Origin of the sequence: Mycobacterium sp. TKK-01-0059, from assembly GCF_000709305.1 — a bacterium.
In the GTDB taxonomy this organism is placed as follows: Bacteria; Actinomycetota; Actinomycetes; order Mycobacteriales; family Mycobacteriaceae; genus Mycobacterium; species Mycobacterium intracellulare.
Genome location: NZ_KL446997.1, coordinates 136,555 through 162,366 on the forward strand (window position 1 = coordinate 136,555; position 25,812 = coordinate 162,366).

28 protein-coding genes are annotated in these 25,812 nt (G+C 65.8%); 12 read left to right on the plus strand and 16 right to left on the minus strand.

Annotated features, from left to right (window positions below; all coding sequences use genetic code 11):
• Nucleotides 1-2: 2 nt before the first annotated feature.
• The 12 genes from K883_RS25700 to K883_RS25755 all read right to left on the minus strand — a co-directional run bounded on the left by K883_RS25700 (nt 3) and on the right by K883_RS25755 (nt 12,522).
• Nucleotides 3-884 carry a hypothetical protein gene (locus tag K883_RS25700; protein ID WP_036456402.1) on the minus strand — a complete coding sequence of 294 codons (882 nt, stop codon included), beginning with the start codon at nt 882-884 and terminating at the stop codon, nt 3-5.
• On the minus strand, nt 884-1,078 hold the full coding sequence (locus K883_RS25705; RefSeq protein WP_036456404.1) for a hypothetical protein: 195 nt from the start codon (nt 1,076-1,078) through the stop codon (nt 884-886). Before K883_RS25705 ends, K883_RS25700 begins: the two co-directional genes overlap by 1 nt.
• Nucleotides 1,078-1,488 carry a hypothetical protein gene (locus K883_RS25710; RefSeq protein WP_036456405.1) on the minus strand — a complete coding sequence of 137 codons (411 nt, stop codon included), beginning with the start codon at nt 1,486-1,488 and terminating at the stop codon, nt 1,078-1,080. The genes K883_RS25705 and K883_RS25710 overlap by 1 nt, the downstream gene beginning before the upstream one ends.
• A gap of 17 nt (nt 1,489-1,505) precedes the next feature.
• Complete coding sequence (locus K883_RS25715; RefSeq protein WP_036456407.1) at nt 1,506-4,262, minus strand: FtsK/SpoIIIE domain-containing protein; 2,757 nt, start codon at nt 4,260-4,262, stop codon at nt 1,506-1,508.
• On the minus strand, nt 4,262-4,909 hold the full coding sequence (locus K883_RS25720; RefSeq protein ID WP_156035697.1) for a hypothetical protein: 648 nt from the start codon (nt 4,907-4,909) through the stop codon (nt 4,262-4,264). The genes K883_RS25715 and K883_RS25720 overlap by 1 nt, the downstream gene beginning before the upstream one ends.
• A 28-nt stretch (nt 4,910-4,937) precedes the next feature.
• Entirely contained in the window at nt 4,938-6,065 is a 1,128-nt protein-coding gene (locus K883_RS26355) for a C40 family peptidase (protein WP_081914445.1), read from the minus strand.
• A 25-nt stretch (nt 6,066-6,090) separates the two neighbouring features.
• Nucleotides 6,091-7,920 (minus strand): hypothetical protein, encoded by a 1,830-nt coding sequence (locus tag K883_RS25730; RefSeq protein WP_255359003.1) that lies wholly within the window; start codon nt 7,918-7,920, stop codon nt 6,091-6,093.
• 14 nt (nt 7,921-7,934) lie between these two features.
• Nucleotides 7,935-10,433, minus strand: coding sequence for an ATP-binding protein (locus tag K883_RS25735; protein WP_036456408.1), 2,499 nt, complete (start codon nt 10,431-10,433; stop codon nt 7,935-7,937).
• Between the two features lie 35 nt (nt 10,434-10,468).
• Nucleotides 10,469-10,969, minus strand: a complete 501-nt coding sequence (locus K883_RS25740) for a hypothetical protein (protein ID WP_036456410.1) — start codon at nt 10,967-10,969, stop codon at nt 10,469-10,471.
• Between the two features lie 15 nt (nt 10,970-10,984).
• Nucleotides 10,985-11,302, minus strand: a complete 318-nt coding sequence (locus K883_RS25745) for a hypothetical protein (RefSeq protein WP_036456413.1) — start codon at nt 11,300-11,302, stop codon at nt 10,985-10,987.
• A 3-nt stretch (nt 11,303-11,305) separates the two neighbouring features.
• Nucleotides 11,306-12,109, minus strand: a complete 804-nt coding sequence (locus tag K883_RS25750; RefSeq protein WP_255359004.1) for a hypothetical protein — start codon at nt 12,107-12,109, stop codon at nt 11,306-11,308.
• 212 nt (nt 12,110-12,321) lie between these two features.
• The gene (locus K883_RS25755) at nt 12,322-12,522 is read right to left on the minus strand and encodes a hypothetical protein (RefSeq protein WP_051701214.1); all 201 of its coding nucleotides are present in this window, start codon (nt 12,520-12,522) and stop codon (nt 12,322-12,324) included.
• Between the two features lie 570 nt (nt 12,523-13,092).
• Between K883_RS25755 and K883_RS25760 the strand changes: the two genes are divergently transcribed.
• Genes K883_RS25760 through K883_RS25770 form a run of 3 tightly spaced genes read left to right on the plus strand, consistent with a single transcriptional unit; the run spans nt 13,093 to nt 15,555 of the window.
• On the plus strand, nt 13,093-13,812 hold the full coding sequence (locus K883_RS25760) for a hypothetical protein (RefSeq protein ID WP_036456418.1): 720 nt from the start codon (nt 13,093-13,095) through the stop codon (nt 13,810-13,812).
• Complete coding sequence (locus K883_RS25765; RefSeq protein WP_036456421.1) at nt 13,809-15,176, plus strand: cutinase family protein; 1,368 nt, start codon at nt 13,809-13,811, stop codon at nt 15,174-15,176. Before K883_RS25760 ends, K883_RS25765 begins: the two co-directional genes overlap by 4 nt.
• A 49-nt stretch (nt 15,177-15,225) precedes the next feature.
• Nucleotides 15,226-15,555 carry a hypothetical protein gene (locus tag K883_RS25770; RefSeq protein ID WP_036456423.1) on the plus strand — a complete coding sequence of 110 codons (330 nt, stop codon included), beginning with the start codon at nt 15,226-15,228 and terminating at the stop codon, nt 15,553-15,555.
• Nucleotides 15,556-16,281: 726 nt separating this feature from the next.
• Here the strand turns inward: K883_RS25770 and K883_RS27785 are convergent.
• Nucleotides 16,282-16,455, minus strand: coding sequence for a hypothetical protein (locus K883_RS27785; RefSeq protein ID WP_156035699.1), 174 nt, complete (start codon nt 16,453-16,455; stop codon nt 16,282-16,284).
• A 123-nt stretch (nt 16,456-16,578) separates the two neighbouring features.
• A complete protein-coding gene (locus tag K883_RS25775) occupies nt 16,579-17,319 on the minus strand; it encodes a hypothetical protein (RefSeq protein WP_156035701.1) in 741 nt (246 codons plus the stop codon).
• 239 nt (nt 17,320-17,558) lie between these two features.
• Here K883_RS25775 and K883_RS25780 point away from each other — a divergent pair, with 239 nt between their 5' ends.
• The 8 genes from K883_RS25780 to K883_RS27345 all read left to right on the plus strand — a co-directional run bounded on the left by K883_RS25780 (nt 17,559) and on the right by K883_RS27345 (nt 22,068).
• Complete coding sequence (locus K883_RS25780; RefSeq protein ID WP_218917180.1) at nt 17,559-17,801, plus strand: type II toxin-antitoxin system Phd/YefM family antitoxin; 243 nt, start codon at nt 17,559-17,561, stop codon at nt 17,799-17,801.
• A complete protein-coding gene (locus K883_RS25785; RefSeq protein WP_036456429.1) occupies nt 17,798-18,199 on the plus strand; it encodes a PIN domain-containing protein in 402 nt (133 codons plus the stop codon). Before K883_RS25780 ends, K883_RS25785 begins: the two co-directional genes overlap by 4 nt.
• Nucleotides 18,196-18,576, plus strand: a complete 381-nt coding sequence (locus K883_RS25790) for a hypothetical protein (RefSeq protein ID WP_036456431.1) — start codon at nt 18,196-18,198, stop codon at nt 18,574-18,576. Before K883_RS25785 ends, K883_RS25790 begins: the two co-directional genes overlap by 4 nt.
• A 3-nt stretch (nt 18,577-18,579) precedes the next feature.
• A complete protein-coding gene (locus tag K883_RS25795) occupies nt 18,580-19,500 on the plus strand; it encodes a discoidin domain-containing protein (protein WP_036456433.1) in 921 nt (306 codons plus the stop codon).
• Nucleotides 19,497-19,742, plus strand: a complete 246-nt coding sequence (locus K883_RS25800; protein ID WP_036456435.1) for a hypothetical protein — start codon at nt 19,497-19,499, stop codon at nt 19,740-19,742. The genes K883_RS25795 and K883_RS25800 overlap by 4 nt, the downstream gene beginning before the upstream one ends.
• A 77-nt stretch (nt 19,743-19,819) precedes the next feature.
• The gene (gene ligD / locus K883_RS25805) at nt 19,820-20,803 is read left to right on the plus strand and encodes a non-homologous end-joining DNA ligase (RefSeq protein WP_255359005.1); all 984 of its coding nucleotides are present in this window, start codon (nt 19,820-19,822) and stop codon (nt 20,801-20,803) included.
• A gap of 124 nt (nt 20,804-20,927) precedes the next feature.
• Nucleotides 20,928-21,584 (plus strand): TetR family transcriptional regulator, encoded by a 657-nt coding sequence (locus tag K883_RS25810; RefSeq protein ID WP_081914430.1) that lies wholly within the window; start codon nt 20,928-20,930, stop codon nt 21,582-21,584.
• Nucleotides 21,585-21,621: 37 nt separating this feature from the next.
• On the plus strand, nt 21,622-22,068 hold the full coding sequence (locus K883_RS27345; RefSeq protein ID WP_255359006.1) for an SRPBCC family protein: 447 nt from the start codon (nt 21,622-21,624) through the stop codon (nt 22,066-22,068).
• Nucleotides 22,069-22,215: 147 nt separating this feature from the next.
• On the opposite strand, the gene K883_RS25820 is transcribed toward K883_RS27345, so the two are convergent.
• Complete coding sequence (locus K883_RS25820; RefSeq protein WP_179945138.1) at nt 22,216-23,133, minus strand: class I SAM-dependent methyltransferase; 918 nt, start codon at nt 23,131-23,133, stop codon at nt 22,216-22,218.
• A gap of 285 nt (nt 23,134-23,418) precedes the next feature.
• Here K883_RS25820 and K883_RS28470 point away from each other — a divergent pair, with 285 nt between their 5' ends.
• A complete protein-coding gene (locus K883_RS28470; protein ID WP_255359007.1) occupies nt 23,419-25,011 on the plus strand; it encodes a hypothetical protein in 1,593 nt (530 codons plus the stop codon).
• Nucleotides 25,012-25,535: 524 nt separating this feature from the next.
• On the opposite strand, the gene K883_RS25835 is transcribed toward K883_RS28470, so the two are convergent.
• Entirely contained in the window at nt 25,536-25,781 is a 246-nt protein-coding gene (locus K883_RS25835) for a hypothetical protein (protein WP_036456669.1), read from the minus strand.
• Nucleotides 25,782-25,812 lie beyond the last annotated feature (31 nt).

Consider the following 25,812-nt stretch of genomic DNA (forward strand, 5'->3'; position numbering starts at 1 on the left):
GGCTACTTGCTGCCCGTACCGCTGGTGGCCGGGTCAGCGGGAACTGCGCCGCCATCACCGCCGGAGAATGCGTCCAGATCAACACCCGCGGTGTTCGTCGCGCTCGTGCCGGGCTTGGAGCCGCCGCCGGTCGCCGGAACAGCCCCCGCACCGCCGGCGCCACCGCCTTGGCCGCCGGGGTTGTCTGCGGTGGTGAACGGGTTGGTGGCCGCGTTGGGGTTGCTGCCCGCCGGGGTCGCGTTGGTGGCGCCGGAGGGGGTGCTGGCGAAGGGGTCTGAGGTGGCCCCCACAGTGGTGGCTGCCGGCGCGCCGGGGGAGGCCAGCGGGTCGGCGAAGGGGTTGGCGGCCGGGCTGGCCGCCCCGGCCTGCTGGGCACCGTAGGGGTCGCCGAATGGGTTGGCGCCAGCACCGCCCATTCCTTGCCCGAATGGGCTCATGCCTTGTCCGAGCGGGTTCATCCCCTGTAGCCCTGAGCTTCCTGAGCCGAGCAATTGGCTCAGGATGTCCATCAGGCCGCTGCCGCCTTTGGAGTCGTCCTTATTGTCGTCGTCTCCATGGTGGTGGTGGCCACCGTTGGCGGCGTCCTCTCCGTTGGCCTGCTGTGTGGCCGAGGATTCTTCGACTGTGCCAGCGCTTTTGGACTGGTATTTCTCGATGATCGCCAAGATCTGGCGTTGCCCTTCGGGTGATTGCGGATTGGGGACCGCCGCGATTTCCGCGGCCTCGGCAGCGGAGTTACCCGCGATGGCGTTGCCGCCGTTGATGTTGACGTCGGCGCTGCCGTCCGCGGCGCCACCGGCGCCGTTCGCGCCGCCGTGGAACCCGTCCAGGGGTAGGTGATCACGACCGGTTGTCTGGGCAAACGGCCCCCCGCGAGGCCCCATTAGCCGAGCACCGCCGTGGAGAAGTTCGAATCCAACACCTGTTGGCGGATTTCGCGGGCCTGCTCGGCGCATTGCCGGCTCAGTTCACCGACCTCACGCAGCCCATCCCCACGCACCGGGTTGTGGCCGAACAGCTCGTAGTAGCGGCGGTGCTGATCCTGAGATTCTTGGACCAGTGCGTCGATCGCACTCATCAGTACTCCCCTCGGTTGGCGGCGCCCACCGAGGCCAAAGCCGGCTCGGCCGATACACCGTTGGTCTGTGGATCAGAAAATGGCTCGGGCCGGCCCGCGGCGGCGTCCGGCTTGGACGCCGCGGGGCTATCCGAGGCGGGTGTGGCGGGGGTTCTGGGCGGCGGGGTGGGCAGCTTGGCGGTTTTCTTGTAGCCCATCTGGTCGAGTTGATCGTTGGTGACCGCACCACCTTTGACCGCTGCGGCGCGCGCGTCTTCATAGCGCTCCCGTGCCGCCGCAGCGTCATGGAGCTGGGCCACGTAGGCATCCCAGGTTTCTCCGACATCACCGACTAACGCGGTGTTGTCTTTGAGCAGGTTGGCATACGCGGCCTCCGCGGCAGCCCTGCCGGTCTTTTTCCTGGGCGCCATTCCCACCTCCGTTGTCGCTAATGCATATGCAGTTTGCGAGCCTGCACCACCTCGTAGGGATCGACCTCGATGTCGGCGGCGTTGTGACCGTCTTCGAGGTCCCGAAAGGGGATCACGAGCCGGTCAAGACCATCAGCATCTTCGGTGAGGTAGGGCTCGGCGTGAACGTACTTCCAGTCTGCGACACCGTCAACGGAAACGTCCACCAGATCACCGTGGGCGACCTCGTTGGCCGCGACCGGGATCGCGGCGTCGTATTCGTCCTCGATGGTCGGCAAATAGTCATCGTCAAAACCGTCAACGGGCGCCCCGAATGACGCGGCCGCCGCCGCGGTGGCGCCCTGCCTATCGTGGCCGTGGTGCACCTCCGCGAACTCGGGATGCTCGTCGTCCATGGTGGCCTGCCGGACTGCGCTCAACGGTCGCACGTATTGGTCACTCAGGGGGTCCAGATCGGGACGCTCAGAGGCGAGCACGATCGGTGATTGGCGGATGTCGGCGAACGACAGCGACTGGTCTTCGTCCTCGGGGTCATAGCCGCGCAGCGCACTGTCGACAACCCGGCGCGGCCAAAAGCTGTCGACGTTGCGCAGCTCGGTCAGGATTGCGCGTTCGTGGTCGGACAACGCCGCCCACTGCTCCTCGGTGGCTGGGATTTTCGGCGTGTAGAACGCTTGCATCTCCCGGAACCGGCCGTCGGGCAGCTGCACGGTTCCGCGGCCTTTGATGCCCGGTTGGATGCGGGTGCCAGCGACCGCGTCGTTGAACATCATGATCGCCGCATCCTTGGACCGCAGGCGGCCCATCGCCACCCGCAACGCGGTGTTGTCGCGCGCCTCACCGGAGATGAACATCGTGTCGGGACGCTGGATGCCGATCGCCATATGGATGGCCACTGCCCGCGCGGTCCGCAGCAGGATCCCGACGTCTTTGGTGGTCGGCGGCGCCCCTTTTTCCTTGCTGGTCTTATACGTCGCGTAGAACTCCGCCAACGCCACCACCAGGTTGGAGAACTCGTCGGTGATCACGATGATGGGGTCGAAGTCATCAGCGCGGTTGGGATTGATCTTGACCTGCGAGAGCCGATCGCGCATGGTGTCGGCGATGAACCGCAGCGCGGCGGTGTGTCCGACCAAGCCGTCTTCGTCGGTACCGGCGGTCACCAGCGACACGTTCGGCCAATCCCGCATCCCGGGGGAGTCGAAGCCCTTCGGGTCAATTTCGACCACGTTGAAACCTCGCCGCGCGCACTGGGTGGCCACGGTCATCAGCGCCGACGTCTTGCCCGAGGAGGTCTGGCCGGCGATGAGCATGTGCGGGGACTGTTTGAAGTCCCAGCTGATGGTGTTGCCGTAGGCGTCGACGCCGAACGGGATGACCGTGTGCTTGTACAGGGCGCGGATCGTTGCGCGGGTGACCGTGGGGAACTCCAGCGGCGGGTCGACCAGGGTGGGCAAACCGGGGCTGCGCACGAAACGTACCCGCCGCGAGGCCATGCTCCATTCGGCTTCCCAGGATCCTCCGAGTGCATCAGAGACCATGCCTTCGATGACTCCGCGCCGATATGCCGAGCTGACCTTGAGGTTGTAGGCGAAGCCGACGGTGAACTCGCGGATCCGCGCGGCGATGGCGTCGTTGCCGGTGGCGGCCGCCCGCTGCGCGAGCTCCTGATCGGCAGCGTCGGTCGGGTTGGGTGCGCCCTGCCCGTCGACGGGGTTACCGGCCTCGTCGATCGCCGGCGCTGGGGTGTCCACGGTCACCGAGGCGATGTGGGCTGCCGCGTCAAACCAGGAGGCGACCAGCGGGGCCAGCACCGTTTCGGCGTCGTCGACGGCGTCGTGGTCATCGACGGTGACGGTGTGGGTGGCGGTCAGTGTGCGGGTCAACGCCTCATGCTCGAGGGTGTAGGTGTGGCCGGTGACCTCGCGTAGCACCGCGGCGACTTCGGCGAGGAGGTCGTCGCCGACCGCACGGGGATGCTGGCTGTAGAGCAGCTTGATCACCTTGGGGAACGCCTTTTGCCGACGCGGGTAGGCGCACCGGATGACCTTGACGCGGCCGGCGCGCAGGTCATCGGTCCAGCCCAGCGTGAACGACGCCAGGTAGGTGACCTTGTTGATCTGGCGGGTGATGGTGCCGCGCAGGTAAGCCCACCAGGCGAATTGGGTGAACCCGTAGCCTGCCGCGACCAGCAGCGCAACGACCAACAGCCGACCAGGCAGGGTGCTCGCCGCGGTTCCGGCCCACCGCAACAGGGCCCCGGCCAGGGCCAGCGTGACACCAGCGCCTCCCACGATCAGCGGCACGGTGGGGTACTGCTCACCGGTCCAGGCCTGTCCGGCACGCAGGTGACCCAGATGGCCGGTGCGGGCGCGGTGGTTGGACCACGCCAGCATCGCCCACCACAGTGCGGCCGCGACGGCGGCGATCGCCGGGGCGGCGATGAACAAGATCCAAAACCAGCCCACGCCCACTCCGGCGACGACGTAGATCGGGTTGGCCGAGGGGGGCAGCAGGTAGTCCCGCACAGGTGAGGGTGAATAAAGCAGGTGGTGGGCTGCTGGCCACACCTTGGTGTAGGTCAGTAGCGCGATCACGCCCAGCCCGGACAGGATGATCCATCTCCACCCCTGGGCGGCCTGCTTCTGCTCGGCTGCGGATTCGCCGGCGATGTGGGGGCGTTTGAGCTCGGCGTTATTGATGGCGTAGGGCCGCGGCGGCGGCGCCGTCCTGGTGTCGGCCTTGGCGCCAGGGGCTGTCTTGTTCGCCGCCATCACCGCACCCCCGGGGCCGGGGAGGAGGTGGCCGGCGCCGGCGCCGGGTCGGAGTTGACCGGCACGACGTTGGCGACCTTCCAGCCGTCTGCTGCCAGGGCCAGACGGATCTCGATCTGGGTCCCGTCGTTGTAGGTGGCGCGAAACGCCACGGCGCCGGGCAGCTCGTCGAGCGGCCCGTCCAGCGAACTCACTGCGGCCTGGGGGACGTTGCGGATGTCGGTGAGCCGGTATTGCTCGATCAGCTGCTGGGACACATCGGGGCTGATGCGGGCCAACCAGTCGTCGTGATTGTCGTTGGGGGAGGCGAAATTGGTGGCGAACCGAGCGGCGAGGGCCCGCGCGGCGTCGATGGAGGCCAGCTGCGGCGCCACGGTGGGTGCCGGCAGCTGGCCCACCTCAGGATTGTCGCCGTAATCAGCAGGCGGGGCCGCCGGCGCCGGCGCGGGTGTGGCGCTGGCGGCTGGCCGCTGCTGGTGGCGCTCGCTGGCGCCGGCGTCACCGTGGTGGGTGCTGTACTGCCAGCACAGTCCCGCCACGGCCACGATGCCAGCGATCACGCCCAGGCGGATACGCAGCGGGACACGGCGCAACCACCACCGCAGGCGCCACCATCGGGCTCGCAGTGATCGCTGCTGTGTGCTCATGCTCATGTCAGCCTGCCTTCTTTCTTGGTCACAGGACGCGTTTGATGACGACGAAGCGGGAGGGAAACGGTGAGAGCTTCACCGGGATCCCGAAGTCTTGGGCTTCCACGATCGTGGTGGGGTTGACCACCATGGCCACGTGACCGGGCCCGCGGGAGTCGGGGTTCAAAAACACCAGATCCCCTGGCTGCACGGCGGTACGCGGGACGATGCTGCCGTAGTGGACCATGTCGTAGGTCAAGTGGGGCAACACAATTCGATGCCCTGAGGCTTGGTAGATGGCGTAGAGCACCAGACCTGAGCAGTCGAATCCGCCTCCGGTGGGGCCGTTGATGTTCCCGCCGCCCCACACATAGGGCAGCCCGATCTCGGCTTCTGCGGCGCGCGCGGCGGCCACCCCGGCCGCGGTGCCGGGCCCAAGGTTGCTCGGAGCGCCGGCGTGCGGATCGCGCACCACACCGCAGATGTCGCGGCCGCTGTCGTCTTTGGTGGATTCTGGCGGGGTGGGATGACCAGAGCTGGCCATCACCTCGTGTAAGTGCTGGCGGTAGAACGCCGTTGCCTGGGTAACGAATGCGGCGTAGGCGTCGGGATAGGCCGATCCTTGGACTGTTTGGGCGGCCACGGTGGGGGCCATGTTCTGCCAGCCCCCGACTTTGAGCAGCTTGGCGAAGAACTTTTGCGCCGCGACGCCGGGGGTCATCAGGTCGCGCAGGCTGCCCCACCATGGCTGTTGCTGCATGATGCCGACCGACTTGTGGTCGTGTCCCACGCCCTCGTGGGGAATCCCCAGCGACTCGGGCACATTGGAGTTGGCCAGGTTGCGCAGCCCGGATTCCTCCATGCCCACGGCCAAGCCGATGATGATGCCCTTCTCGGGCACCTTCATCTGTAGGCCGGCGGCGATGACAGCTTTGCCGTTGTTGATCGGCCCGGGCCCAAAGGACACCCCGGTGTCGGGGCTGATGCCCTGGGACTGCAGCTGGTGCTGGCACTGCGGGGTCAGCCCCGCAGTGGCCGGCGGCGCCCCGCCGCCGAGGAACACCACGAACATCACCAGCAGCGCGGTCAACGCGAACGGGGCCAGCAACGCCAGCGCGGCGTACACCTTGCGGCGATGCGCCCATACCGTGCGGGCGATCGCCACCCATTCCATCGGCTCCATCAGCGCCCGGCCCTAGTCAGGCAGCCTCAGACAACGCGTGTCGGCCCTCGCGGCCGCCCATGCCCCCGCCGCGGCTGGCGCGGTAGATCCGGACCGCTTCGGCCAGCCGGTCCTGGACTCGACTGGCGTCGCTGACCACGACCGCCGGTTCGGCCGGCTGCGGCGCGCGGTGGTGATCGCCGGCATCCGAGGAGGTGTCGGCGTCACCGCTGGCGCCACCCGCCCCGGACCCGCCGGCGCCCCCTGCCGCGGGGTCGCTGATCGCTCCGGGCCCCGATCCAGGCCCGCGCCCGCCGTCTGGACCGCCCCCACCGCTGCCGGCGGCACCGCTGGAGGAGTCCGATTCTGGTTGGATGCGACCGGGCTCGCGGTTGTTGCTCGAGCCGCCGCGGCCGCCGGGGGCCAGGTTGCCCTTCAGCGCCGCCAGATCAGCGGACTTCGAAAGCCAGCCTCGACCGGACCCGCCGCCGTTGGCTGCGCCGCCGAGTTTGGCGGCCATGGTGTCGCGGCTGCGGTCGAACATGCGCCGCAGCGGCCCGAAGAACGCGAACCCGAACGCCAGCACCAGCGTGGTCAGAAAGATCGACTGGATGGCGTTGGTCGATTCCTTGAAGACCTGGTCGAGGATCACGTTGTAGCCGCCGAAGGCCGCGGTGTAGATGACCATCGCCGCGAACGCCATCGCGCAGTCCAGCAGGGTTTTCCACGCGAACATCTGCGGCCCGCCCGGTATCACGCCGATGGCGAATGCCGGCGGGGCCAGCGCGGCATACAGCATGGCTTGGACCGCCGCGCGCACCACGTGCCACACGAAGTAGCAGGCGAAGGCGACAAGAATGGCGGCGAGAAAACCGCAGATAGACAGCGGCACCAGGAAGGCGGCGGGGTTACCCATAGACCGGTCGTGCATTTGGTCGCCTTTTTTGGAGTCGCACCCTTGAATGTCGTCTTTGAGTTTGTCGCCGTGCTGGTCTTTGATTCCTTTCGACCAGGCTTCTTTGCACTTACGCGAAATTGAGTCGCTGACTTGCCCGAAATTGATCATCTGGGTGGGTGAACGCAGAAACCTATCGGCCAGACGTGACACCATGTCGTCGACGTTGGCCTTGCCGCCTTGGTCGCTCATGTGTCCGTCAGACACCGACGAAGCGATCTGCAGACCGGTGTCACGCCCTTTGGCCAACAGCCCATCCGGGCCGACGAGTTCGGCCAGCGGGTTAGCGAAAATCGTTGCGGCAATACCGATCATCACCATCGCCATGGCGATGTTGGACACTGCTTTGGCGGTCCGCCCGGCCAGCACCGTGCAGACCGCGATGATCGCCAGGACCGCCAGGGCTGTGGCGGCCAACCCAAACCGGTCCATCGCCGTATCCACGCCGTGACCGATCGTCTGAAACGGCCCGGTGAACAATTTCAGCCACGAAAAGTCGAGCACGAATTTGATCAGCCATAAGGCGGTCGTTGTGACGCACAGATACACCTCGTAGACGACAGAATCGACGTAGGAAAAGATCTTGGCTGTGGGATCGTCCCAGCCGCCCTGATTGAGGGTGAGTGTGTATTTGGCGACCGGCACATTGTCGGAGTCCTTGATTCCCATCCAGGAAATCAGCACGTCCCCACTGCCGGTGTCGGCGCCGGTACCGGGATCCGCTCCGGCCCGGACGGCCCCAATGACGAGCAGCGTGAATCCGATCAGCACCGCCGTGGTCGCGACGCGGTGACGCCCACACCACCGCAGCACGACCGCGGGAGTCCAGGCTCGAATCCAGTGAGCCCAGCGCGCCAGCCGATCGGCGTCGACGAGCACCAGGCCGCCGTTGTTGGGCCGATGGTCCCTCACATGAACCTCCCTGGTTAGGCGACTTGGCTGTGGTCGGGGGGAGTGGTGCTCATCGCTTCGCGCCGCAGCTGCGAGGAGGGGCCGAGCACCTTGATGCGACCGATCGCGCCGCGGGCGTCGCGCATGTAGCCCTCGCCCTCGCGGCCGCGCACCACCTTGCCGTCGGCGCCTTTCGGTGAGGTGTTGGTCGTCAAGTCACGCACGATGTGCGGGTTCTTGTCCGGGTCGATTCCCAGCCATTTCAGTGACCGCCTGGCCAGAGTTTCGTCACGGTGGCGCATGACGATCCGCATCGGTATCAGGTCCAATGCGGTGCCCGCGGGATAGTCGTTGACCGGGTCGTGGCTGCCCAGAATCAACGAGATGTTGTCCTTGCGGCCGTCGCGCGCCAGCCGCGCGGTACGGGCCAAACCGGTGGAGGTGGAGGTCACGTGGTAGGCCTCATCCAGGGCCACCGCGGCCGGCCGCGCTTTGTTGAGCTGGAATGCTTGGCGACCCAACTCCATCGACAGCCCATAGATGGCGCGGCCGAACACCTTGCTCGGGCTCAGCGCCTCGCGGCCCGCCACTTCCTCACCGGTGGGCACCTCGACCCTGTTGGTGCGGATCACGATGCCTTCGGTGTTGAGATCCAACGAGGGCAGATTCGGGTCGAACAGCGCTGCGGCGTACCGCCGGCCTGACCAGTAGGCCAGGTGGCGGTGCAGCTCATCCCATCCCGAGGGCAGCGGCTTGCCGTCCGCCAACTTGCCCATGTCAGCCCCGCGTTGCAGCACGGCGAGCAGGTCTGGGATCGAGCGCACACCCCATTCCGGGCGCAACACCTCACCCAGTGTCATTCCCATCGGGGAGTTCGCTTCGCACTCGAACAGCGGCGTGAGTAGTTCGACGGCGGAGTCGACCCCAATCTCGGCCTGGAAGGTGCGCAGCGGATCCATCGACCATTGCGGCCGCATCAGGTCGATGATCGCGTGGCTACCCAGGGCGGCCGCCGGGCGCGCGTACTCCCCGGAGTCGGTGCGGTCGATCGCCAAAAATTGGCCACCGATGTCGACCAAATGGAACAGCATGTACATGATCAGCCAGGTCTTGCCCGCACCCAGCTCACCCGCGATCGCGATCGCCGAGGACGCGTCTTTGAGCGGCTCGCGCCACCACTCCAAGTGCACCGGCTGATTGCGCCGGCCCGACAAATTCAGCGCGATGATCGGCCCCTGCGCATCACCGACGGCATTGGTGGCGAACGGCACGCTGGCGGCCTGGTACTCACTGATGGTGACGTGGGAAAAGTCGGCAACGACACGCAGGTTGGCACCGCCGGGGTTCATCGCCGACCACAGCTCGCGTTGCCCGCCCAGGGGGGCGACCACCTTGATGCGGTTGCGTTCGAAGGCCTGCACCAGTTTGAGCGCCCCGTCTTCACACTGGGCGCGCGAGTTGCCGGCGATGGCGAAGATCGGGCACATCGACACCTCGATCTCGTCGTCGTTGGTTTCCAGCAGCGCGTTGTAGTCGCCAAGATCGAGCGCCTGCTGCGACAGCATGTCTTGGGCGAAGGACACCTCGGAGTCGCGCTCACCGACTTGCTCGTTGAGCCGGCGCAGGTTCTTGGTGTTGCGCGCGATCGCCTGCTCGCGGCTGGTCTTGCTGATCCGCGCTGCCCAGTCGACGTCGAATCCATCGACGCGGTCGGCGATGGTGAAAAACTCCGAGCCCGGAAACTGCAGCCCCTCCAGGGGAAGTGATTCGATCGCCAGCAGCGTCTGCCACGACGGGGCCGCGCCGATCCGCCCGGGCTGAGTGATCTTCACCAGCGGCGCAAAGCTGTCCGGGCGCCACCGCTTGCGGTCGTTACGCCGTTCACCTTCGTCGAATTCCGCCGCGGCGAACGCTCCGGCGGGGGAGGACACATTCGACGAAATCGAGGGCGGAAACACCTCGCGGCGCGTCCCACGTGCCAACGCATGGTTCCACAGCCACACCATCTGCGCTGCTGTCAGTGGCTCGAACGCAAACACCGAGGGAAGGCGCGCCACGATCGCGGCCGCTAACGCTGCCGCCTTTGCCATCTCGACGCGGTCGCGTTCAGCCGAGCGGCGCGCCATGCCGCCCCAGCCGGTGAGATCGGATACGACGTCGGCATCGGTCACCGGAAACGACAGCACGAAAATCCGCTCGGCGGCGTGCACCGTGGACGAAAAGTACTCGTGCTTGCCCTCGCATTCTTCGCGCCACATCGGGCGGGCGCTGAGGTCTGTTCCGGCGATCGCGCGCGCCAGGATTTCGTCTGGATTCATCGCCGCGATGACGCCTGCGATGACCGCGTTGTTCGGGAGTGCTCGGATCAGGTTTTTGTGGTGGATCAAGGTGTCGTATTTGCGTTCGTCGCTGGTGTATCCATACGCCAGTCCGGTGAGCCGGTAGTCGGCCCAAATTGCGCCGTCGCGCATGCGGCGCAGGTTGCCCATCACCGACATGGTGGGTTGCAGGTTCTGGTCGAGCTGGTGAGCCATCGGAAGCGTCCTTACGAGGGGTGTTTGAGCGGTGATCAGGTGAACAGTTCTGCTGCCGTGCTGTGCGGCTGGTCGAACAGGTCGTCCCACCCGGAATCGGTGACCGTTCGGGCGGGCGCAAGCGGACGCGTCTCGGCGCGATGCGAGAGGGTCGCCGCGTCGATTTCGTCGAGAATGGTGATGGTCGGGCGCACCGTAGACACCGCGTCGACTCGCCGCTGTTCGCCGCTGCTGCTGCTGGCGGGACTGGTGTACAGGCGGTAGATACGGTGCACCCGAGTGCTGAATTTGACCGGGGAGTACGGCATGCGCCGCATCACCCCAACCGCGGCGACCGTGGAGACCACTCCCACCGCACCGGTCAACAGCGGCTTATCGAACCGGGGCAGCGCGAACAGCGTGATCAGCAACCCACCGACAAGCGCAATTAGCTCGGGGATCGGGAAGGGCCCGCCGGGGATCTTCCAGCGCCCGTCGAACTTCGCGATGACGATGCGCACGCGCGACGCTCGCGTGTACCACTTGGCGACAAACATCGGCGCTGTCCCGGCTCAGCGAGTTCCGCTATTGGTGAGGCCGTGGACGGTGTCTTTGGACACCACACCCAGCGAGGGCAGCGCCCCGATAATGCCGATGAGAATGACACCGACCGCGACGGTTTTCAGCGCAGCGGTCTTGTTCTTGACGACGAAGTACTCAAACACCGCCAAGACCGCCGTGCCGCCCATCAACAGGAACACTGCGAAGCTGATGCCCTGGTTCTTGACGTTGGCGCCGATATCCCAGATCGGGGCTGCCACTGTTCGGACATGGGCGGCCGCTGCTGAGGCAGACCCATCAGCGATGAAAGACGCGAAATTGTGAATCATTTCTTAGCTCCCTCCGGGGCTGTTGGTCGCGTAAACGCGCGGTGACTTACTGGGCGTCGTCGTGGTGGTCGGCGGAGTCAGCGACGGTCCAGATGGCCCCGCCTGGTTGGGCGGGATGATGCTGGGCGCGTCGTTGATCCGGTCGACTTGCCAGTGACCGGCTGCCACCGACATCACGAGGGGGAAGTCCATCGGCATCAGCACGCCGCTGGCGGTTTGCATCACAGCCCGCACGGTGACCTCAATGCCGTCAGCTTTGGCGGGCACATCTTGGGCGGTGGCAGCCTCGGAATTCGTTTGCACCCGCTCGATAGCCATCGTGGTAAACCGCGGTGGTTGTTCGGCCGTGATCTTGGCGGCCGCCGCGATGTAGGGCGTCAGGTCTCCCTGCCCGGTGAGCATCGCGGCGAGGAACCCGGCGACGGTCTTGTACACCGGCCGGTCTTCGGACACCAATGTTTGCGTGGCCAGCTGCACCGGCAGCCCCGGTTGGCGATCCGGACGCGCATGCGGAAGCGTGAACGCGCGGTACAAGTTGTGGCTGTCGGCTGAGATATCGACCTGGAGCTTGACCGGCACCATGGAGGCGGCGTTGGCGGCTTTCGGAATCTCGGCGTCAACGACGACCGAATAGGTCTGAAAACCATCGTTGAAAACACCGGGAAGGCACGACGCAGCGCGTAACGCCCGTCCGCCGGCAGGCAGCGCCGAAGGGGGGATGTCTCCGTCGTAGAACTGCTTGATCGCCGTGGCGTTCGACGGGTCTTTCAGATACGCATCCACGTAGCGCGCGGCGTAGGACTTCACCGCGGTGAATTGGTCTTGTTCGGCCGCTTCATCGGGCAGCTGGGGGCGGTTCAAGACGAGCAGCACAACCGCTGCGAGAAGCGGGATGTAACTGACCATGATGAACGCCAGAAACGACGCACTCGCTCGCGCGCGAAGCTCGTCGGCGCGGATGGGGTCCCCGCCACTGACACGCAGAAAGATCGAGTCCAGCGCACCGGCGATAGGGCGGGTCAACATACGGACCCCATCGCCTGGTTTTCCAGCACGTCAAGCAGCTGCAGTGCCGTGCTGCGGTTGTTGATGATGTGCGCGACCAGGGCCACGGACTTGGACTCGTTGAGGGGGTCGGCCCGCAGCTGGTCCATGAGCTCGCGCAGCTGGTCGCAGTAGGAGCGGACCGCAGCGTGGGTGCGGCGAATCGGCTGCGGCATGGGTAAGGCCTCCAAGAGGGGTAGATGCTCGGACACCCTCTAATGCGGGGCAAAACCCCGATTTGGCGACAACCGCATACATAACGAATTGGTAACGCATACGCGCATATGACATCGCGATGTTCGCTTGATGCTTGACAGGGGGATTACGCTCGGCTCGGCTGTAGCCGCGAGGCGGAAGCCATGGACGAGCGCTTCCCCCTCCTGCATTAGCTCGTCAACGTATGCGCCGAGCGCATCACCGCATATGCGCTGACGGCGGCCTGGCCGAATCTCCGCCGCACCCCTCTCGACGGCCCCCACGCATCGCTATGCCCGGGTGCCGCCATGCGGTACGACGCGCCAGCCCCTGGACACGACGTGCCCAGCAACTCCCGGCAGCTGCGCACACCCATTCCTCGTCAACCGAACTGACAACCACGTACCCCCAGGTCACCACCCTGGTATGTGATGCACATCACCCCTATAGGGGCGTGCTGTCAACCGCGCTAAACACCGCTTCGCAAACCCCCGCAACAACCTCCACGGATTCCATAAGCGCGTCACCTCCCCGCGACGCCAAGGAATCCAATGACCATCTGGGACCAACTCGCCGACCAGGCCCACCGCCTGCTCACCCAGCCCCGCCGTGGCGACCTCACGCCCGCGGTGACCCTCATCCAATCCCTGCACCCGCGCGCCCCGCACACCCCCAACGCCATCTGCGCGCACCTGCCCACCGCATCAACCGTGCTGCCCACCCTCGCCGGCTACGCCCGCAGCGGCGACCGCCACGCCCTGCTCATGGCAGCCGTCCTGATGCGCCACGCCCTGCGCCGCATCGCTGAACTCGCCGACCCCGACGGCTACCTGTCCACCGACCACGACGTCCGCGACAACGACACCCTGACCATCTTTTTCACCCTCATCCGCACCGCCGCAGAACCACAGATCTTGACGTCGCGCTACCTCTACAACGCGACCCTGCGCAAAGTCATGGCCACCCGGCCACGCGCCGGCACCCCCACCGCGGCGGTGCGCGTCGACCCCCACTCCGCGATCCTCGACCGCACCGACAACGGCACCGACGACGACCACACCGCGCACCTGCTCTCCCAGGCCCGCGACCACCGCATCATCACCGCACTGGAATACGAGACCCTCAAAGCGCTCTACCTCAACACCGACATCTACAGCCCCAGAAGCGCAGCACGCAGCCTCGGCGCCAACGTCGGCGCCATCGAACGTCGCGCCCAACGCGCCATCCGCAAAATCAGCAGCCACTTCCAGAGCGTGGCAGCAGCAGCATGACGATCCGCCACCGCTGCACCTCACTGGCGGTGTCCCTGCCCCTCACCGCCACCCTGCTGCTGTCAACCGCTGCGCCTGCCCATGCCGCACCGGCCACCTGCCCAGCTGTCGAAGCCATCGCGATCCCGGGCACCACGCAAACCAACCCACAGGCCGACCCCACCAGACCCGTCGGCGTGCTCGGCGACATCCTCGAACCGATCAAGCGGATCGTTCACCTCGCCGTCGACACCTTCTACACGCCCTACCCGGCCACCATCTTCGGCGGCACAGAGGGCGGCGGCTACCTGGCCTCCAAACAAGCCGGCATCGACAGCGCCGACGCCCGCATGAGAGCGGTCGCCAACCGTTGCCCACACACCAACTTCCTCCTCACCGGCTACAGCCAAGGCGCCGACGCTGCCGGTGACATCGCGGCCGCAATCGGCCACAACAGGGGCGCCATCCCCGCCAACCGGCTCCTGGGCGTCGCCCTCGTCGCTGACCCCTCACAGTCCCCGGTAGGCCAGCCCACCATCGGGCTCAACCAGCCCGGCGTAGGCTTCGCCGGCGTCCGCGCCGGCGGCTTCGGCGCACTCACTCAACGCAACGGCATCCTGTCGATCTGCGCCCCCCTGGACTACTTCTGCAACCTGCCCCAAGCCGACCTCGTCATGCGCTTCATCGGCCACCTCGGATCTCACCTGGACGCCTCCGACCCGGCCGGCTCCGCTCAAAAGCTCGCCACCATGTTCATGGCCGGCCTCATCGCCCCCGCCACCGCCGCCGTCAACCAAATCCTGCAGCTCGTCAAAGACCCCAATCTCATCCCCGACCTCGTCCACCGCGGCGTCGCCTTCGGCGTCGCCCTCGCCCAACAGCTGTTCTGGCTCGCCGGACCACAGGTCGCCGCCACCGCATCCGAGCTGTTCAACGCCGCCGGCCAAATCATCAATCTCATCCAGGCACGCGCGTGGACCGCGCTGCCCGCGCTCATCACTGCCATCGCAACCAAAGCCGCCAACGTCGCCAACGCACTGTCGAAAATGCAGGAGCAGACCAACACCATCAACGTCAGCGCCTTCGGCCCTGTCGGGGCCGGCCTCGCCCACCCCGGACCCGGCTTCGGCGATCTGGTCACCGCAGTCATCAACGCCATCAGCGTCGCGACGGGCGGCATTGGCACCCAGGCCACCGGCATCTTCGGACCCACCTTCGCGCAGTTCAGCGCCGCTACCGTCGCCACCGCGCTCAAACACTTCGCCGAGTTCATCAAGGGCGACTACCACAACGACTACGACACCGCCCGCCTCGATCCCGCCGGCCACACCGGCACCCAGCTCGTCCAACGCTATTTCGTCAACCAACTCAACAGAATCGTCTGAAAGGCACCCCAGACACCATGACCTCAGACACCCCCGCCCAGGCCTCGTAATGACCGTCTACCAGGAGACCACCCACATGGACTACGGGCTTTGGCTGCTACGCGAACCGACCGGCGCAATCACCCTCACCGGCTGGTCAGAAACCCCCAGCGTCGCCACCAGCCCCGCCGCCTCGAGCAAGACCGAACACTGGCCCGCCTACACACTGTGCAGCGAACCCAGCCACCTCCCCTCCCGCCTCACCGAGCTCGGCCTCGACCTAGCCGCCGGCCACGACCTCAGCGACCTGGACAAGGACTGGGATGTCTACGTTCGCCACCCCGACATCGACGCGTTACGCGCCGCACTCGACGCGCAACGAGCACGCGACCGCCGCTAACCGATCCACCGCTCCAGGCCGCACCAACCCGCCTCCAAACACCCACCGGCGGACCCCGCCGCGCGCGATCAACAAGCAGACCCACCGCCACCAAAACGTCCCTGCCAAGCCGGACCGGGCCCGGCGCGCCACAGCGCGCCGCAACGCACCAATCACGAGCTGCAACGCCCCCGGCATTGGTCACTCAATCTGCCCGCCAAGCTTGCACCCAGACCTCCGCCAACGCTGTGCCGGCACCCCTATCGATGCCCGCGCCAGCCACTCCGCGACGGCGCCGCAGGCACGTACGCAGCGCGGTTGATCCCAACGCTTTCACCGCCCCCTAAACGCCCTCGATCACCCGCGCGCCCGCCCGCGCCAACGTGCACCACGGCGCGCCGAGCCGCCCGCGCCGGTACCGCGAGCGGGGACCCTTCCGCACCGCTCGCTGCGTGAGCCCCCAGGGGAGCCAGGGCGTGGCAGAGCACGGTCCGCGGGTGTGGCAGATGCGGCAGTTGGGTTGTCGTCTCCGCGTCGTGGCGGTGACCGCGGATAACGTCGTCGCAGGGACAGCGATCGAGGAAGACCACGCAATGGCGCAAACGAATTCGCCCTCACCAAACGCGACGTTGGGCCTCAAGTGCAACGAACAAACTCGCCGCCGCCGGGGCATAGTCGTGGGCACGTTGACGCCTCCGCTGGTCGAAGCCAGGGGATTCCAACCTGTGCCTGCCCTCCAGAGGGACGTCAAAGCGGCCATTTCTCGACGAGCCCCCAAACCGTTCCCGCCACACCGAGGCTGAGGACGGTAAAGCCCATCACCTTATCGATGAGGTGCGGGTGATCCCACGTGAGCCATAGACCTAAAAGCGCCAAGACGATGGCCACGAACGGCCACCGCAGTTTCGCGTTGTGATCCACCGTTTCTCCGATCCGAGTCGATTCTCATGCCTCAGGCTGAGTACGCCGACCCGTGCTTCACCCTGCGGGCTTCCGCCGCCCGTCTCGCTCGTTCGACCAAAGGTTGGCGTCGACTGGTCTCCGTCAGAGGAAGTCGTCGCCGTCGCGGATCCGCTGCCGAAGCGGGTCCAGCGGCACCTCGATCAGGTAGTCGTCGTCGTCGAAGAAGCGCTGCCGATAGGCGTGCAGCGCGGATTTTAGCGCGTAACGGTTAGCGTGCTGGCCGAGGAACTGCGGGCCCGCCGTAAGCGGCACCATACCCGCGGTCATCCAGTACTTGTTCAGGCGTTCGACCGTCTCCAACTGCTCGACGGACGGTGCCAGATCAGCCTCGGAATCCCAATGCGGATGCATCAGGATCAACCCGTTGGAGGTGGGGATCATCGTGTCGATGCATTGGCATAGGGACCACGCGCCAAGGCGGTGGCCCTGCAGCGCGGGGTCCACGACGATCCACAGCGCGATCATGACGACCTCGACACAGTCGGAGAACTGTTGTGCCAGTTCGGGTCCGATGCGGTGGTCGTCGAACAGTGGGGCGAACCGGTCGGTGCGTAGGTGATGGAACTCCTCGCGGCCGAGCAACTCCTGGGCGAGACCTTCGACGCCGGTGCGGGCCATGACAAAGTAGCCCTGGCCGACGACCACGTCCGGGTCCCCCAAGCGGGAGTCGAGGTGGGTCATCGTGATGTCGGCGCGCCACAGCACCGTTCCGGAGTCGTAGACGTCGTCGATGGTTTCTAGGTGCAGGGACGGGCTGAACATCTCAACGGTCGCGCGGGCCGGGTCGAGGGTGTTGACGAAGTCGTCGAGAGAGATCCTCATCGTCGTCGCCTCCTCCGCCGCACGCCGCACGCAACTGGCCGCGCCTGATCGTTGTCAAGGCTACGCAGTAGCCACCCGAGGCGTACGAAATCGTTGGTCGGAGACCAGGCACTTTGAGGCGAGTCGGGCACCTAGCCGTCGGAGAATCGTTCGAGGTGTTCGGCGGCCAAGGGCCTGCAACGTGAGACAACAGCCAAAATTATGTACCTTATGTAGCACGCTGAGTTACTATGTGCTACATGAAACGGGTTGGTGTCCGTGAACTGCGCCAGAATGCGAGTGTGCTTCTGCGCGCGGTGGCCGACGGCCACACCATTGAGATCACCCACCACGGGCACCCGGTCGCGCAATTGATTCCGGCCACCAACGACACCTGGTCGGCCCTGATCGCCAGCAAGGAAGTCACGCCGGCCCGCCTCACCCCGGCCGAGATCCTGGACCTCCCGCACCGCCTCTACCGCCCCCAGCCCCCGCCGCCGTGATCTACCTGGATCCCACCGCCATCATGAAACTCATCACCACGACGCCTGAGTCCCCGGCCCTCACCGACTACCTGCGCTCCCGCACCGACACCACTTGGTTCACGTGTGCCCTTAGCCGCGCCGACGTCATGCGCGCCGTGACGAGTGTTCATCCCGACGCCGCGGAGCATGCCCACCATGTCCTGGCCGGCCTGGACGTCGTTGCAGTCACCGACCGGCTCCTCGACGCCGCGATCGAGCTTGCCCCTGCCCCGGGGCGTACCACCGACGCGCTGCACATCGCTGCCGCCCTGTCCGCCGGCCCCCAACTCCACACCTTGATCACCTACAGCCCGGAGCTGACCCGCGACGCCGCGGCCCACCACATCCATACCACTTCGCCCGGAGGTTCACCGTGATACGCGCTCTGATCGCCGCGGTGCTGCTCACCGGCGTCGCCGTCCACTTCTTCGGCGCCCCTGAAGACGCCGCGCTCGGTTACAGCCTTCTGCTGTGCGCAACGCTCTGGTTCACCTGGCCAGCAGCCCGTGTGGTCGCCGGCCTGATCCGCCGTACTCGCCGTCGGCGCCACCCCCGCCGCGCTCCCGCCAAGCCCGCTAGCCCCGGGCCCCACCTGACGCAGATCAACCACCATCACCACTACTACGGCGGCCCACCCATGGCGACGCCGGCGACGACGCTGCGCCCCGACTACAGCTTGCCCGCACTCCCCGAACGCAGCAGCCAGCAGCTCGCCCACGACGCCATTTACAACACCATCGACATCGACCTGTAGCCCATGAGCAGCACAGACCAAGACCTTCACACCGACCACGGCTGGGAAAACGGGCGCCTCATCTTGGCCTCGCTGGCCCCGCGCACAACCACCAGGCCGGCCCGTCGCGGCCTACCTCCGCCACCCGACGACGCGCCCAGCGACGGTCAACCGTCGGACAAGCCAGGCCTACTCGCCCGCACCCTCCACGCCTCGGGGCGCGCGGCGCGCGCCGGCGGGCGCGCGTTCAACAAACGGGTGCCACCCGATCGCCGAATGCACACCCCATTCATCACCGCGGCCGCCGTCGTGATCCTGCTGGTGGCCCTGGCCGCCGTCAACTACTTCACCTCAGACATCAACCCGCAACCACACATCGCCACCCCAACAGCAACCGCACCGCCACCGCCACCCCAGGCGCCGCTACGCCAAGACACCATTCTCAAAGGGGTTACCGCCAGCGACTTGTGCCCGCGCGACGCCAACTACTCCGACGCCAACCGGGCCTTCGACGGCGACTTCAACACCGCATGGGTGTGCACCCGAGTCAAAAACCAGGACGGGCAGGCCCTCCAAATCGATTTCGGCCGCCAAGTCACCCTGACCCAACTCCGGGTCATCGGCGGCTTCGACGCCACCGCTCCCGACGGCTCCGATCAATGGTCCAAGCACCGCATCGTCACTCAACTCGAGGTGTGGTTTCCCAAGGACCTCAAACGCGACCCCGTCACCATCGACACCGCAGGAGCTAGGGATTGGCGGTTCATCACCTTCAACCCACCAGCCACTGTGAGCAAACTACTCATCCGCATCAAAGCGACTTCTGATCCACCTCAAGCATCCACAGCCCCAAGCCCAACCGCCTCCGGCGCTCCCGATGAGGTGACCACCGTAGCTATCAGCGAGATTCAATTCATCGGCACCGAAGGCAGCCATCCGACGTGAAATATGACGTGCAGATCCGCCGCGACGGCGAAGTGGTGTGGAAAAGCACCACCGGCGACCACGACGGCGACTCCGCCGCGCGGGCCGTCTTCCATGTCTTGCACACCACCTTCGGCGTTCCCGACGGCATCATCCGCCGAGCCACAGCCGAGCTCGATCTCGACGACCTCAAGCCCGGCAGCACTGTGAGCGGCACCGTTACCGACGAAGTCGCCTTAGAGTTCACCGTCCACGCGCACTGAGCCGCCGCGGTGATGCAGCCTGCATCACCGCGGTAGAACAGGCCACCGCTCTGCGCAGGGCGCGTACCGTCGATCCGGTGGCCACCAAGACGCCTGTGCGAGACCCAGCGTGGGCGCCGATGCTGGCGACCCTAGGGGCCCCGCCCCGACGCGCGGACGGCTGGGCCGTCGAGTGGAAATTCGACGGCCAGAGAGCAACCGTCCACATCCAGGACGGCGACGTCACGGTCTTTACCCGCAATGGCGCCGACGTGTCGCGGACCTTCCCCGAGCTCGCCGGCGTGGCCGCCGCGATCGGCGATCGCCAGGCCGTCCTCGACGGGGAGATCGTCGCCGTCGATCCGACCGGCCGACCATCCTTCACTCGACTGCAGCGCCGCTGGCCACAGCAGCGCCGACCACACCCCGAGCTGCTGCGCGAAGTGCCCGTCCGCCTGCTGGCTTTCGACCTGCTAGCACTCGACAACCGAGACATCACATCCCACGGCTATAGCCAACGTCGCGAACTGCTCGACGCACTCATGATCGTCGACACGTCGCCCACACTGACCATTCCGGCCGCCCTGACCGCGGTGACCCCGGCAGACATGCTCGAGGTCGCGGCCCACCACCAGATGGAGGGAATTGTCACCAAGCGGCTCGACGCTCCCTACCGGCCCGGCCGCACCACTCAGTGGATCAAGTCGCTCGTCCGCCCTACCAGCGAGCTGATCATCGTGGGCTACTGTCGTGCCGCCGGCCCCGGCGGCCGCACCAGTATCGGCTCGATGCTGCTGGCCGGCCACACCGACGCCGGCGACCTCATCATCGTCGGACAAGTCGGAACCGGATTCAGCAGCACCACCCGCCGCCACCTCTACGCCATGCTCCAACCAATCACACGCGCCACCACGCCCGCCGCCAATCCCGTGGAGGCAAACGGGGTGTGCTGGGTCGAGCCCCAACTGGTATGCGAGGTCGCCTACCGCGAATATGTCGCCAACCGCTGGCTCCGCCACATAAGCTTCAAGGGATTACGAGACATCGATCCCGCACACATTCGTGTCCCGAGCGGCTCCTGAGCGGCTGCGACGAGCTCGCAGAATTGCGACCGGCCCGCTGCGCCTGATCACCTAGTGGCTCGACTCTGATGCCGCTGATACAGTCGTATTACTTATAATGCGTATGTATTAGGCGAGGTCGCTAATGGAGGACGGGCCGAACCAGCTCGCGACGCGAGCTCGGATCTTGCGGGCGGCGCTCGACAGCTACGTTAGCGCTGGGACCGCCACTCCATCGGTGCGCGCTGTCGCCGCTGCGGCCGGTGTATCCGCCGGATCGGTCCAGCATTTCTTTCCCTCCCAATCGGCGCTGAGGGCGGCGGTCAACGACTACGTCATCGGCTTGGTGGACCGCGCGTTCGGCATCACCCTGACCGGCGAGTCCGGTTCTGCGGTGGAAGCAACGCTCGATACGAGGCTCACCAATTTTTATGCCACTTATCCAGATGAATGTCGTTATCTGGCAAGGACATTGATCGGCGGAGAGGAGACCGCCAGTGAACTGTTCGCCGCGTTGATGCGATTGTCTGAGCGGCAGTGGCAACAACTCGATGCCGACGGCGCACTTCGCCGCGACGTCGACTTGACCTGGGCAGCGCTGCAGGTCGTCATCATCAACATCGGAACAGTGCTCCTCGCTCCGAGGATCGCCGAATATCAGGGCGCCCCGCTGTCAGATCCAGCGGTTCTGGCGCGCTGGCAACGCAGCCAGACAGCGCTTTTCACCGGTCTGTATGCCGACAACGATTATCGGGAGGACGACAATCATGCGGACAGCACCTCAGCGACGCGTCAGCGTTGAGCACACTATCGCGGCCGCCCCAGAGGTCATCTTCGCTGTGCTGACCGATCCTGCCCAACATGCCGCCATCGACGGATCGCGCACATTGGTTGAATGTGGCGCTGACAACGCCTCGGGCCCAAGCACTTTGAAGCTAGGTTCGACGTTCTTCACAACGATGCGCCGGCGGCCGGCCAGCCTGCACATGACCGACCTCGTGCAGGCCACTATCGCGACGGCCCAGCGGGGCCAGATGCGCAACGTTGTGGTCGAATTCGTCGAAAACGAGCGAATCGCCTGGCAGAACTTCGGGCACCACATCTGGCGGTACGAACTGCAACCGGTGAGCAACTCTGAAGAGGATCGCACCCTCGTGCGCGAAACCTTCGACTACGCCACCAACATCTGTCCGCCCCTCTTGGAGATCGCCGGCTTCCCCAAGCGCAACGCCGCCTCGATGCGGGCAACCCTGCACAACCTCGAGAGTCACTGCGAAAGGCTTTGATCCAGTGAGACTGTCCCAACACCTGTCCGTTCTCAACGATGTTGGGGCATTCTCATTGAATCTGGGGCACGGCGTTTAGTCATGTCCGGAGCCGGCTCGGGAGGTGTACGCATCGGTTTCGACAACCGGACGACTCGATGACGTAGGTTATCGGGTGTCTGCCAGGCGGAATAGGTTGATCCGGTAGGTGCGTAGGCCCGGGATCATGCGGGCCAGTAGCGGTATTCCGTGTCGATAGTGCAGGGGCCACGTCTTGGCGGCCTCGGGCTGCGGGTTGGCCCACGTGTGGCTGTCGACCAGGTGAAGGCGCCAGTCCGCCAACATATGGGGGTCGTCACAGGCCCATTGCATCCGGGCGTTGACCGCCTTTAACGCCTTCCCTTGCTTGTCGATGATCTTGGCTCCGTAGGTGTCGAAGGCGATCAGCGAGCCGGGGAACCGCTCGGCCAGGTTAGTGATAACGCCGTGGACCTGGGTTTCGGTCAGGTAGGCGAACACGCCCTCGGCGACGAACAGATGCGGACCAGGTCCAGCGTTGACGGTGTCAAACCAGTCGGTGTCAAACACCGATCCGGCGATCATGGTCTGCCGGTCGGTCTGGGTGAAGAATCGCTGCCGCAACTCGATGGTGTCGGGCAGATCGAGGTCGAACCAGCGGACCTGGCGGTTGTCGGTCCGCTCGAAGCGGGTGTTGAGACCGGTACCGATCTCAACGACGGTACCGGCGGGATGTCCGCCGATGAACCCGCGCACCCAGGCATCAAACACCGAGGTACGCAGCACCGTTGTGAGCAACAACCCCCTGCTGAAGCGGGCGAAGTCGTAGTCAATACCACCCACCAGTTCCCGGGCGCGCACGTCGTTGAGAATTGACCGACGAGCTGTGGCATCGCGGGCACGCCCGTACAACGGCACGAGCAGCGTTTCTTGCACCTCACCAAGGTCAGGTCTCGATTTCCCCACGGGAAGGCCACCTCCAAGCGTCCGTTGGCCGCGGTGCGAACGAGCCTGCTCTTGGATTCTCACTACATCTGGGGCAGCGCAGGTCGTCGCCTCACTCAGCATGCCCCAAATTCAACGAGAACGGACAACACCGATGAGAGCGGACATCCAAATTCGCGAACCGAGAAGGCAGGCACCCCACCGACGGCCCGTCACGTGACGAAATACTAGGAAGGCCACCGGGTGGGGGGAAATCGGCGCCGTCGACGGTCAGTTGGCTGCGATACTGCTTCAATGGATTCCCTCGAAGCCAGGGCCAGGCGGCGTGCACGCCCGTTCGACCTCGACTCGCCCGCGCAGTGGAAATCGTTGGCGCGGTGGGACCAGCGGGCATTGCCCATCGCGGACGTGGCAGCGATCCTCGACACCGTCGATCGAACACACAGCTTGCTGCCTGGGTTTCTCACCAGTTACCCGCCAAGCCCCTTCCGCGGAGAGCAGTGGAGTTTGGCGCAGGTCTATAACTACCTCCTCAGCGAGAACCGGTCCGGCGGCATCATCCCGAGACTGTTTCCCACGCCCAGCCACCCGGGCACCCCAGCACGCCTGCTATTCACCCAAGCGGTCGACATCAGCGCTGGGGGACAGGAGTTCGCCGTCCACGCCTGGGATCCGCGCGACAATCGCGGTCGAATCGCCATCGCATACCCGGTCCGAGACTGCCCAGGCGCCAACACACCGCAAGCCGCGCACCAACTCATGGTCCGCCTCTCGTGGGCGAGCGCGGTCGTCGTTCCTGCCGACGAAGACACCCCTGTCAGCTGGGGCAAAGTACAGCCGGTGGTGTGGGTCGCGGACGGCCGCCGAATCGGCACTGACCCAGAAACTTTCACGGAACGCCACACCTGGGGTGATGTCGCCAACCTGCTACGCATCGATGTGCCATGGTGGTCACCCGGCCTGCGTGACCGCGACGCCATGCTGACGTGGCGCCCGTACGACGATCCGATACCGATCGCCCCGGGCACCGCCGAACGCGACCCCCAAGCCCTCCGTAACATCTTGACCCCCGAGAGCTCGCCGGCACTACGGCACACAGTCGACGAGATGATCCGCGAGATCCACCACGATCTCTGCGCCAGCTACGAGTACCCCTACTGCTATGACCATCACCGCGCATCCCTCGGCCTCATACAGGCCGCAAATGCGGCCATGGATTACCGGAACCCCCGACCGCAACGCACACCCAGCCAGGTGGCCCTGTTCCTCCACCACGAAGTGCCCAACCCGCTCACCGCAGCCCACGCCGCCGCCGTCGCCGGCGGCCATCCCATCGCACACTGCGTCTACGTCGTCACCCCGCAGCATCAGGACAACCCCATCGTCCGCGCATGGGTCGCCCAGCTCCGCCCCGCCCGCCGCCGCGACGAAATCGGCTTCCACCTGGCCCTGCGCGCGCTGCCAACGCCGGCCGCCGAGGACGACCCGCTCGAAACGCCTACCCGGATCGGATATTTCACCGATCCTTACTGGCCGGATAGCTGGATCGTCACCCAAGGCGACACCATCGCTGTCACCTGCGGCAACGCTGTACCAGCCCAAGGCACCCTGCGAACGGCCTACATTGACGGCCAAGTCGGGTTTTTCACAGACCCGCCGACCACGCCTGGCCGCTTCCCTGCCCGTGGAAGGCCTCACCCGACCCCACTGAAGCCTTGGCTCAAACCATCTCACGGCTGGTGCTCGATGCCGGCGCCGACGTCGCGGATTCCGATGCCGCCGTCGACACCGAACCCAGTCTCTTGCAACACCTCCGCACCAAGGGGCTACCGCTGGAGGTCAACGTCGGCGCCGCCACCGACCAGTGAACCGAGCCGACATCAGAATGGGCTCGACGAGCGGGAGATGCGCCAGAATCCCGGACTGAGCTCTTCGGCCAGGGCCGCTAGCTCGTCGACGAACTGCGCGGCACAGGGACCTTCGATCACCAGTGTCACATAGTCGCTGCCTCCACGGGATGCCGTCATGCGTGCGCCGTCTCGGCCGGCCCAGGCCACAGCGGTGAGCTGCTCGACCCGCGCGACGTCATCACTGGTCTCCAAATCTCCTGTGACAACAGACAAATGGCGCTTCCCGTGCGCCACATCCTCTGCTTCGGCGACCAGCTCAGCCTGCCGAAGCTGTTCGAGATATGCCTCAACCACGTTACTCGGCCGCCCACCATCCAACTCCCGCATTACTGGATTATGCGGTCCACCGCTGACATGTGATGCAGCCAGCCGATCGTACGTACAGCCACCGGTTTATCCGCTGCTGTCGCTCCGCGGACTTACAGTCCCACCAACGCAATAGAAAAGGCGGAAGGCACATGACTCATCTCGCGAGCGCGTCACACCACACCGGTCACGGATTTCTCAACACGCTGGTACACGGATTCGCTTGGCGCACTGGCAGTGACGCGGCCGGAGCACTCTTCCACCTAGCGCCAGGACTCATCATCCTCACAGTGGTCGCGGTGGTGATTTTCATCGGGGCGCGTTGGCTGCGTCGCCGCAACCTTTGACCGACTGAAGGTCGGTGCGAGCGCCTTGCCCTGGCCGCTGCCAGTTGTCGACGGTTTCTGGGAGCCAGCCTGGGTGGCGGATGTCGGCACCGTCGGTCAGTTCTCCGTCGGGCTGCGGTAGTCGGCCTTCGACGTGGTAGCGGCGCACGGTCCCGTGTGCGAGGCCGCGGCGGTTGGCGAAGCCGCGCAGGGACAGCAGCTGGATCACATGCACGACTTTACAACACAATTGACCTTAC

What these genes read in the sequence shown, in the direction of transcription:
- K883_RS25700 (WP_036456402.1), bottom strand. Translation starts at nt 884, where the DNA reads ATGGGGCCTCGCGGGGGGCCGTTTGCCCAGACAACCGGTCGTGATCAC.
- K883_RS25705 (WP_036456404.1), bottom strand. Translation starts at nt 1,078, where the DNA reads ATGAGTGCGATCGACGCACTGGTCCAAGAATCTCAGGATCAGCACCGC.
- K883_RS25710 (WP_036456405.1), bottom strand. Translation starts at nt 1,488, where the DNA reads ATGGCGCCCAGGAAAAAGACCGGCAGGGCTGCCGCGGAGGCCGCGTAT.
- K883_RS25715 (WP_036456407.1), bottom strand. Translation starts at nt 4,262, where the DNA reads ATGGCGGCGAACAAGACAGCCCCTGGCGCCAAGGCCGACACCAGGACG.
- K883_RS25720 (WP_156035697.1), bottom strand. Translation starts at nt 4,909, where the DNA reads ATGAGCACACAGCAGCGATCACTGCGAGCCCGATGGTGGCGCCTGCGG.
- K883_RS26355 (WP_081914445.1), bottom strand. Translation starts at nt 6,065, where the DNA reads ATGGAATGGGTGGCGATCGCCCGCACGGTATGGGCGCATCGCCGCAAG.
- K883_RS25735 (WP_036456408.1), bottom strand. Translation starts at nt 10,433, where the DNA reads ATGGCTCACCAGCTCGACCAGAACCTGCAACCCACCATGTCGGTGATG.
- K883_RS25740 (WP_036456410.1), bottom strand. Translation starts at nt 10,969, where the DNA reads ATGTTTGTCGCCAAGTGGTACACGCGAGCGTCGCGCGTGCGCATCGTC.
- K883_RS25745 (WP_036456413.1), bottom strand. Translation starts at nt 11,302, where the DNA reads ATGATTCACAATTTCGCGTCTTTCATCGCTGATGGGTCTGCCTCAGCA.
- K883_RS25755 (WP_051701214.1), bottom strand. Translation starts at nt 12,522, where the DNA reads ATGCCGCAGCCGATTCGCCGCACCCACGCTGCGGTCCGCTCCTACTGC.
- K883_RS25760 (WP_036456418.1), top strand. Translation starts at nt 13,093, where the DNA reads ATGACCATCTGGGACCAACTCGCCGACCAGGCCCACCGCCTGCTCACC.
- K883_RS25765 (WP_036456421.1), top strand. Translation starts at nt 13,809, where the DNA reads ATGACGATCCGCCACCGCTGCACCTCACTGGCGGTGTCCCTGCCCCTC.
- K883_RS25770 (WP_036456423.1), top strand. Translation starts at nt 15,226, where the DNA reads ATGACCGTCTACCAGGAGACCACCCACATGGACTACGGGCTTTGGCTG.
- K883_RS25775 (WP_156035701.1), bottom strand. Translation starts at nt 17,319, where the DNA reads ATGAGGATCTCTCTCGACGACTTCGTCAACACCCTCGACCCGGCCCGC.
- K883_RS25780 (WP_218917180.1), top strand. Translation starts at nt 17,559, where the DNA reads ATGAAACGGGTTGGTGTCCGTGAACTGCGCCAGAATGCGAGTGTGCTT.
- K883_RS25795 (WP_036456433.1), top strand. Translation starts at nt 18,580, where the DNA reads ATGAGCAGCACAGACCAAGACCTTCACACCGACCACGGCTGGGAAAAC.
- K883_RS25810 (WP_081914430.1), top strand. Translation starts at nt 20,928, where the DNA reads ATGGAGGACGGGCCGAACCAGCTCGCGACGCGAGCTCGGATCTTGCGG.
- K883_RS25820 (WP_179945138.1), bottom strand. Translation starts at nt 23,133, where the DNA reads ATGCTGAGTGAGGCGACGACCTGCGCTGCCCCAGATGTAGTGAGAATC.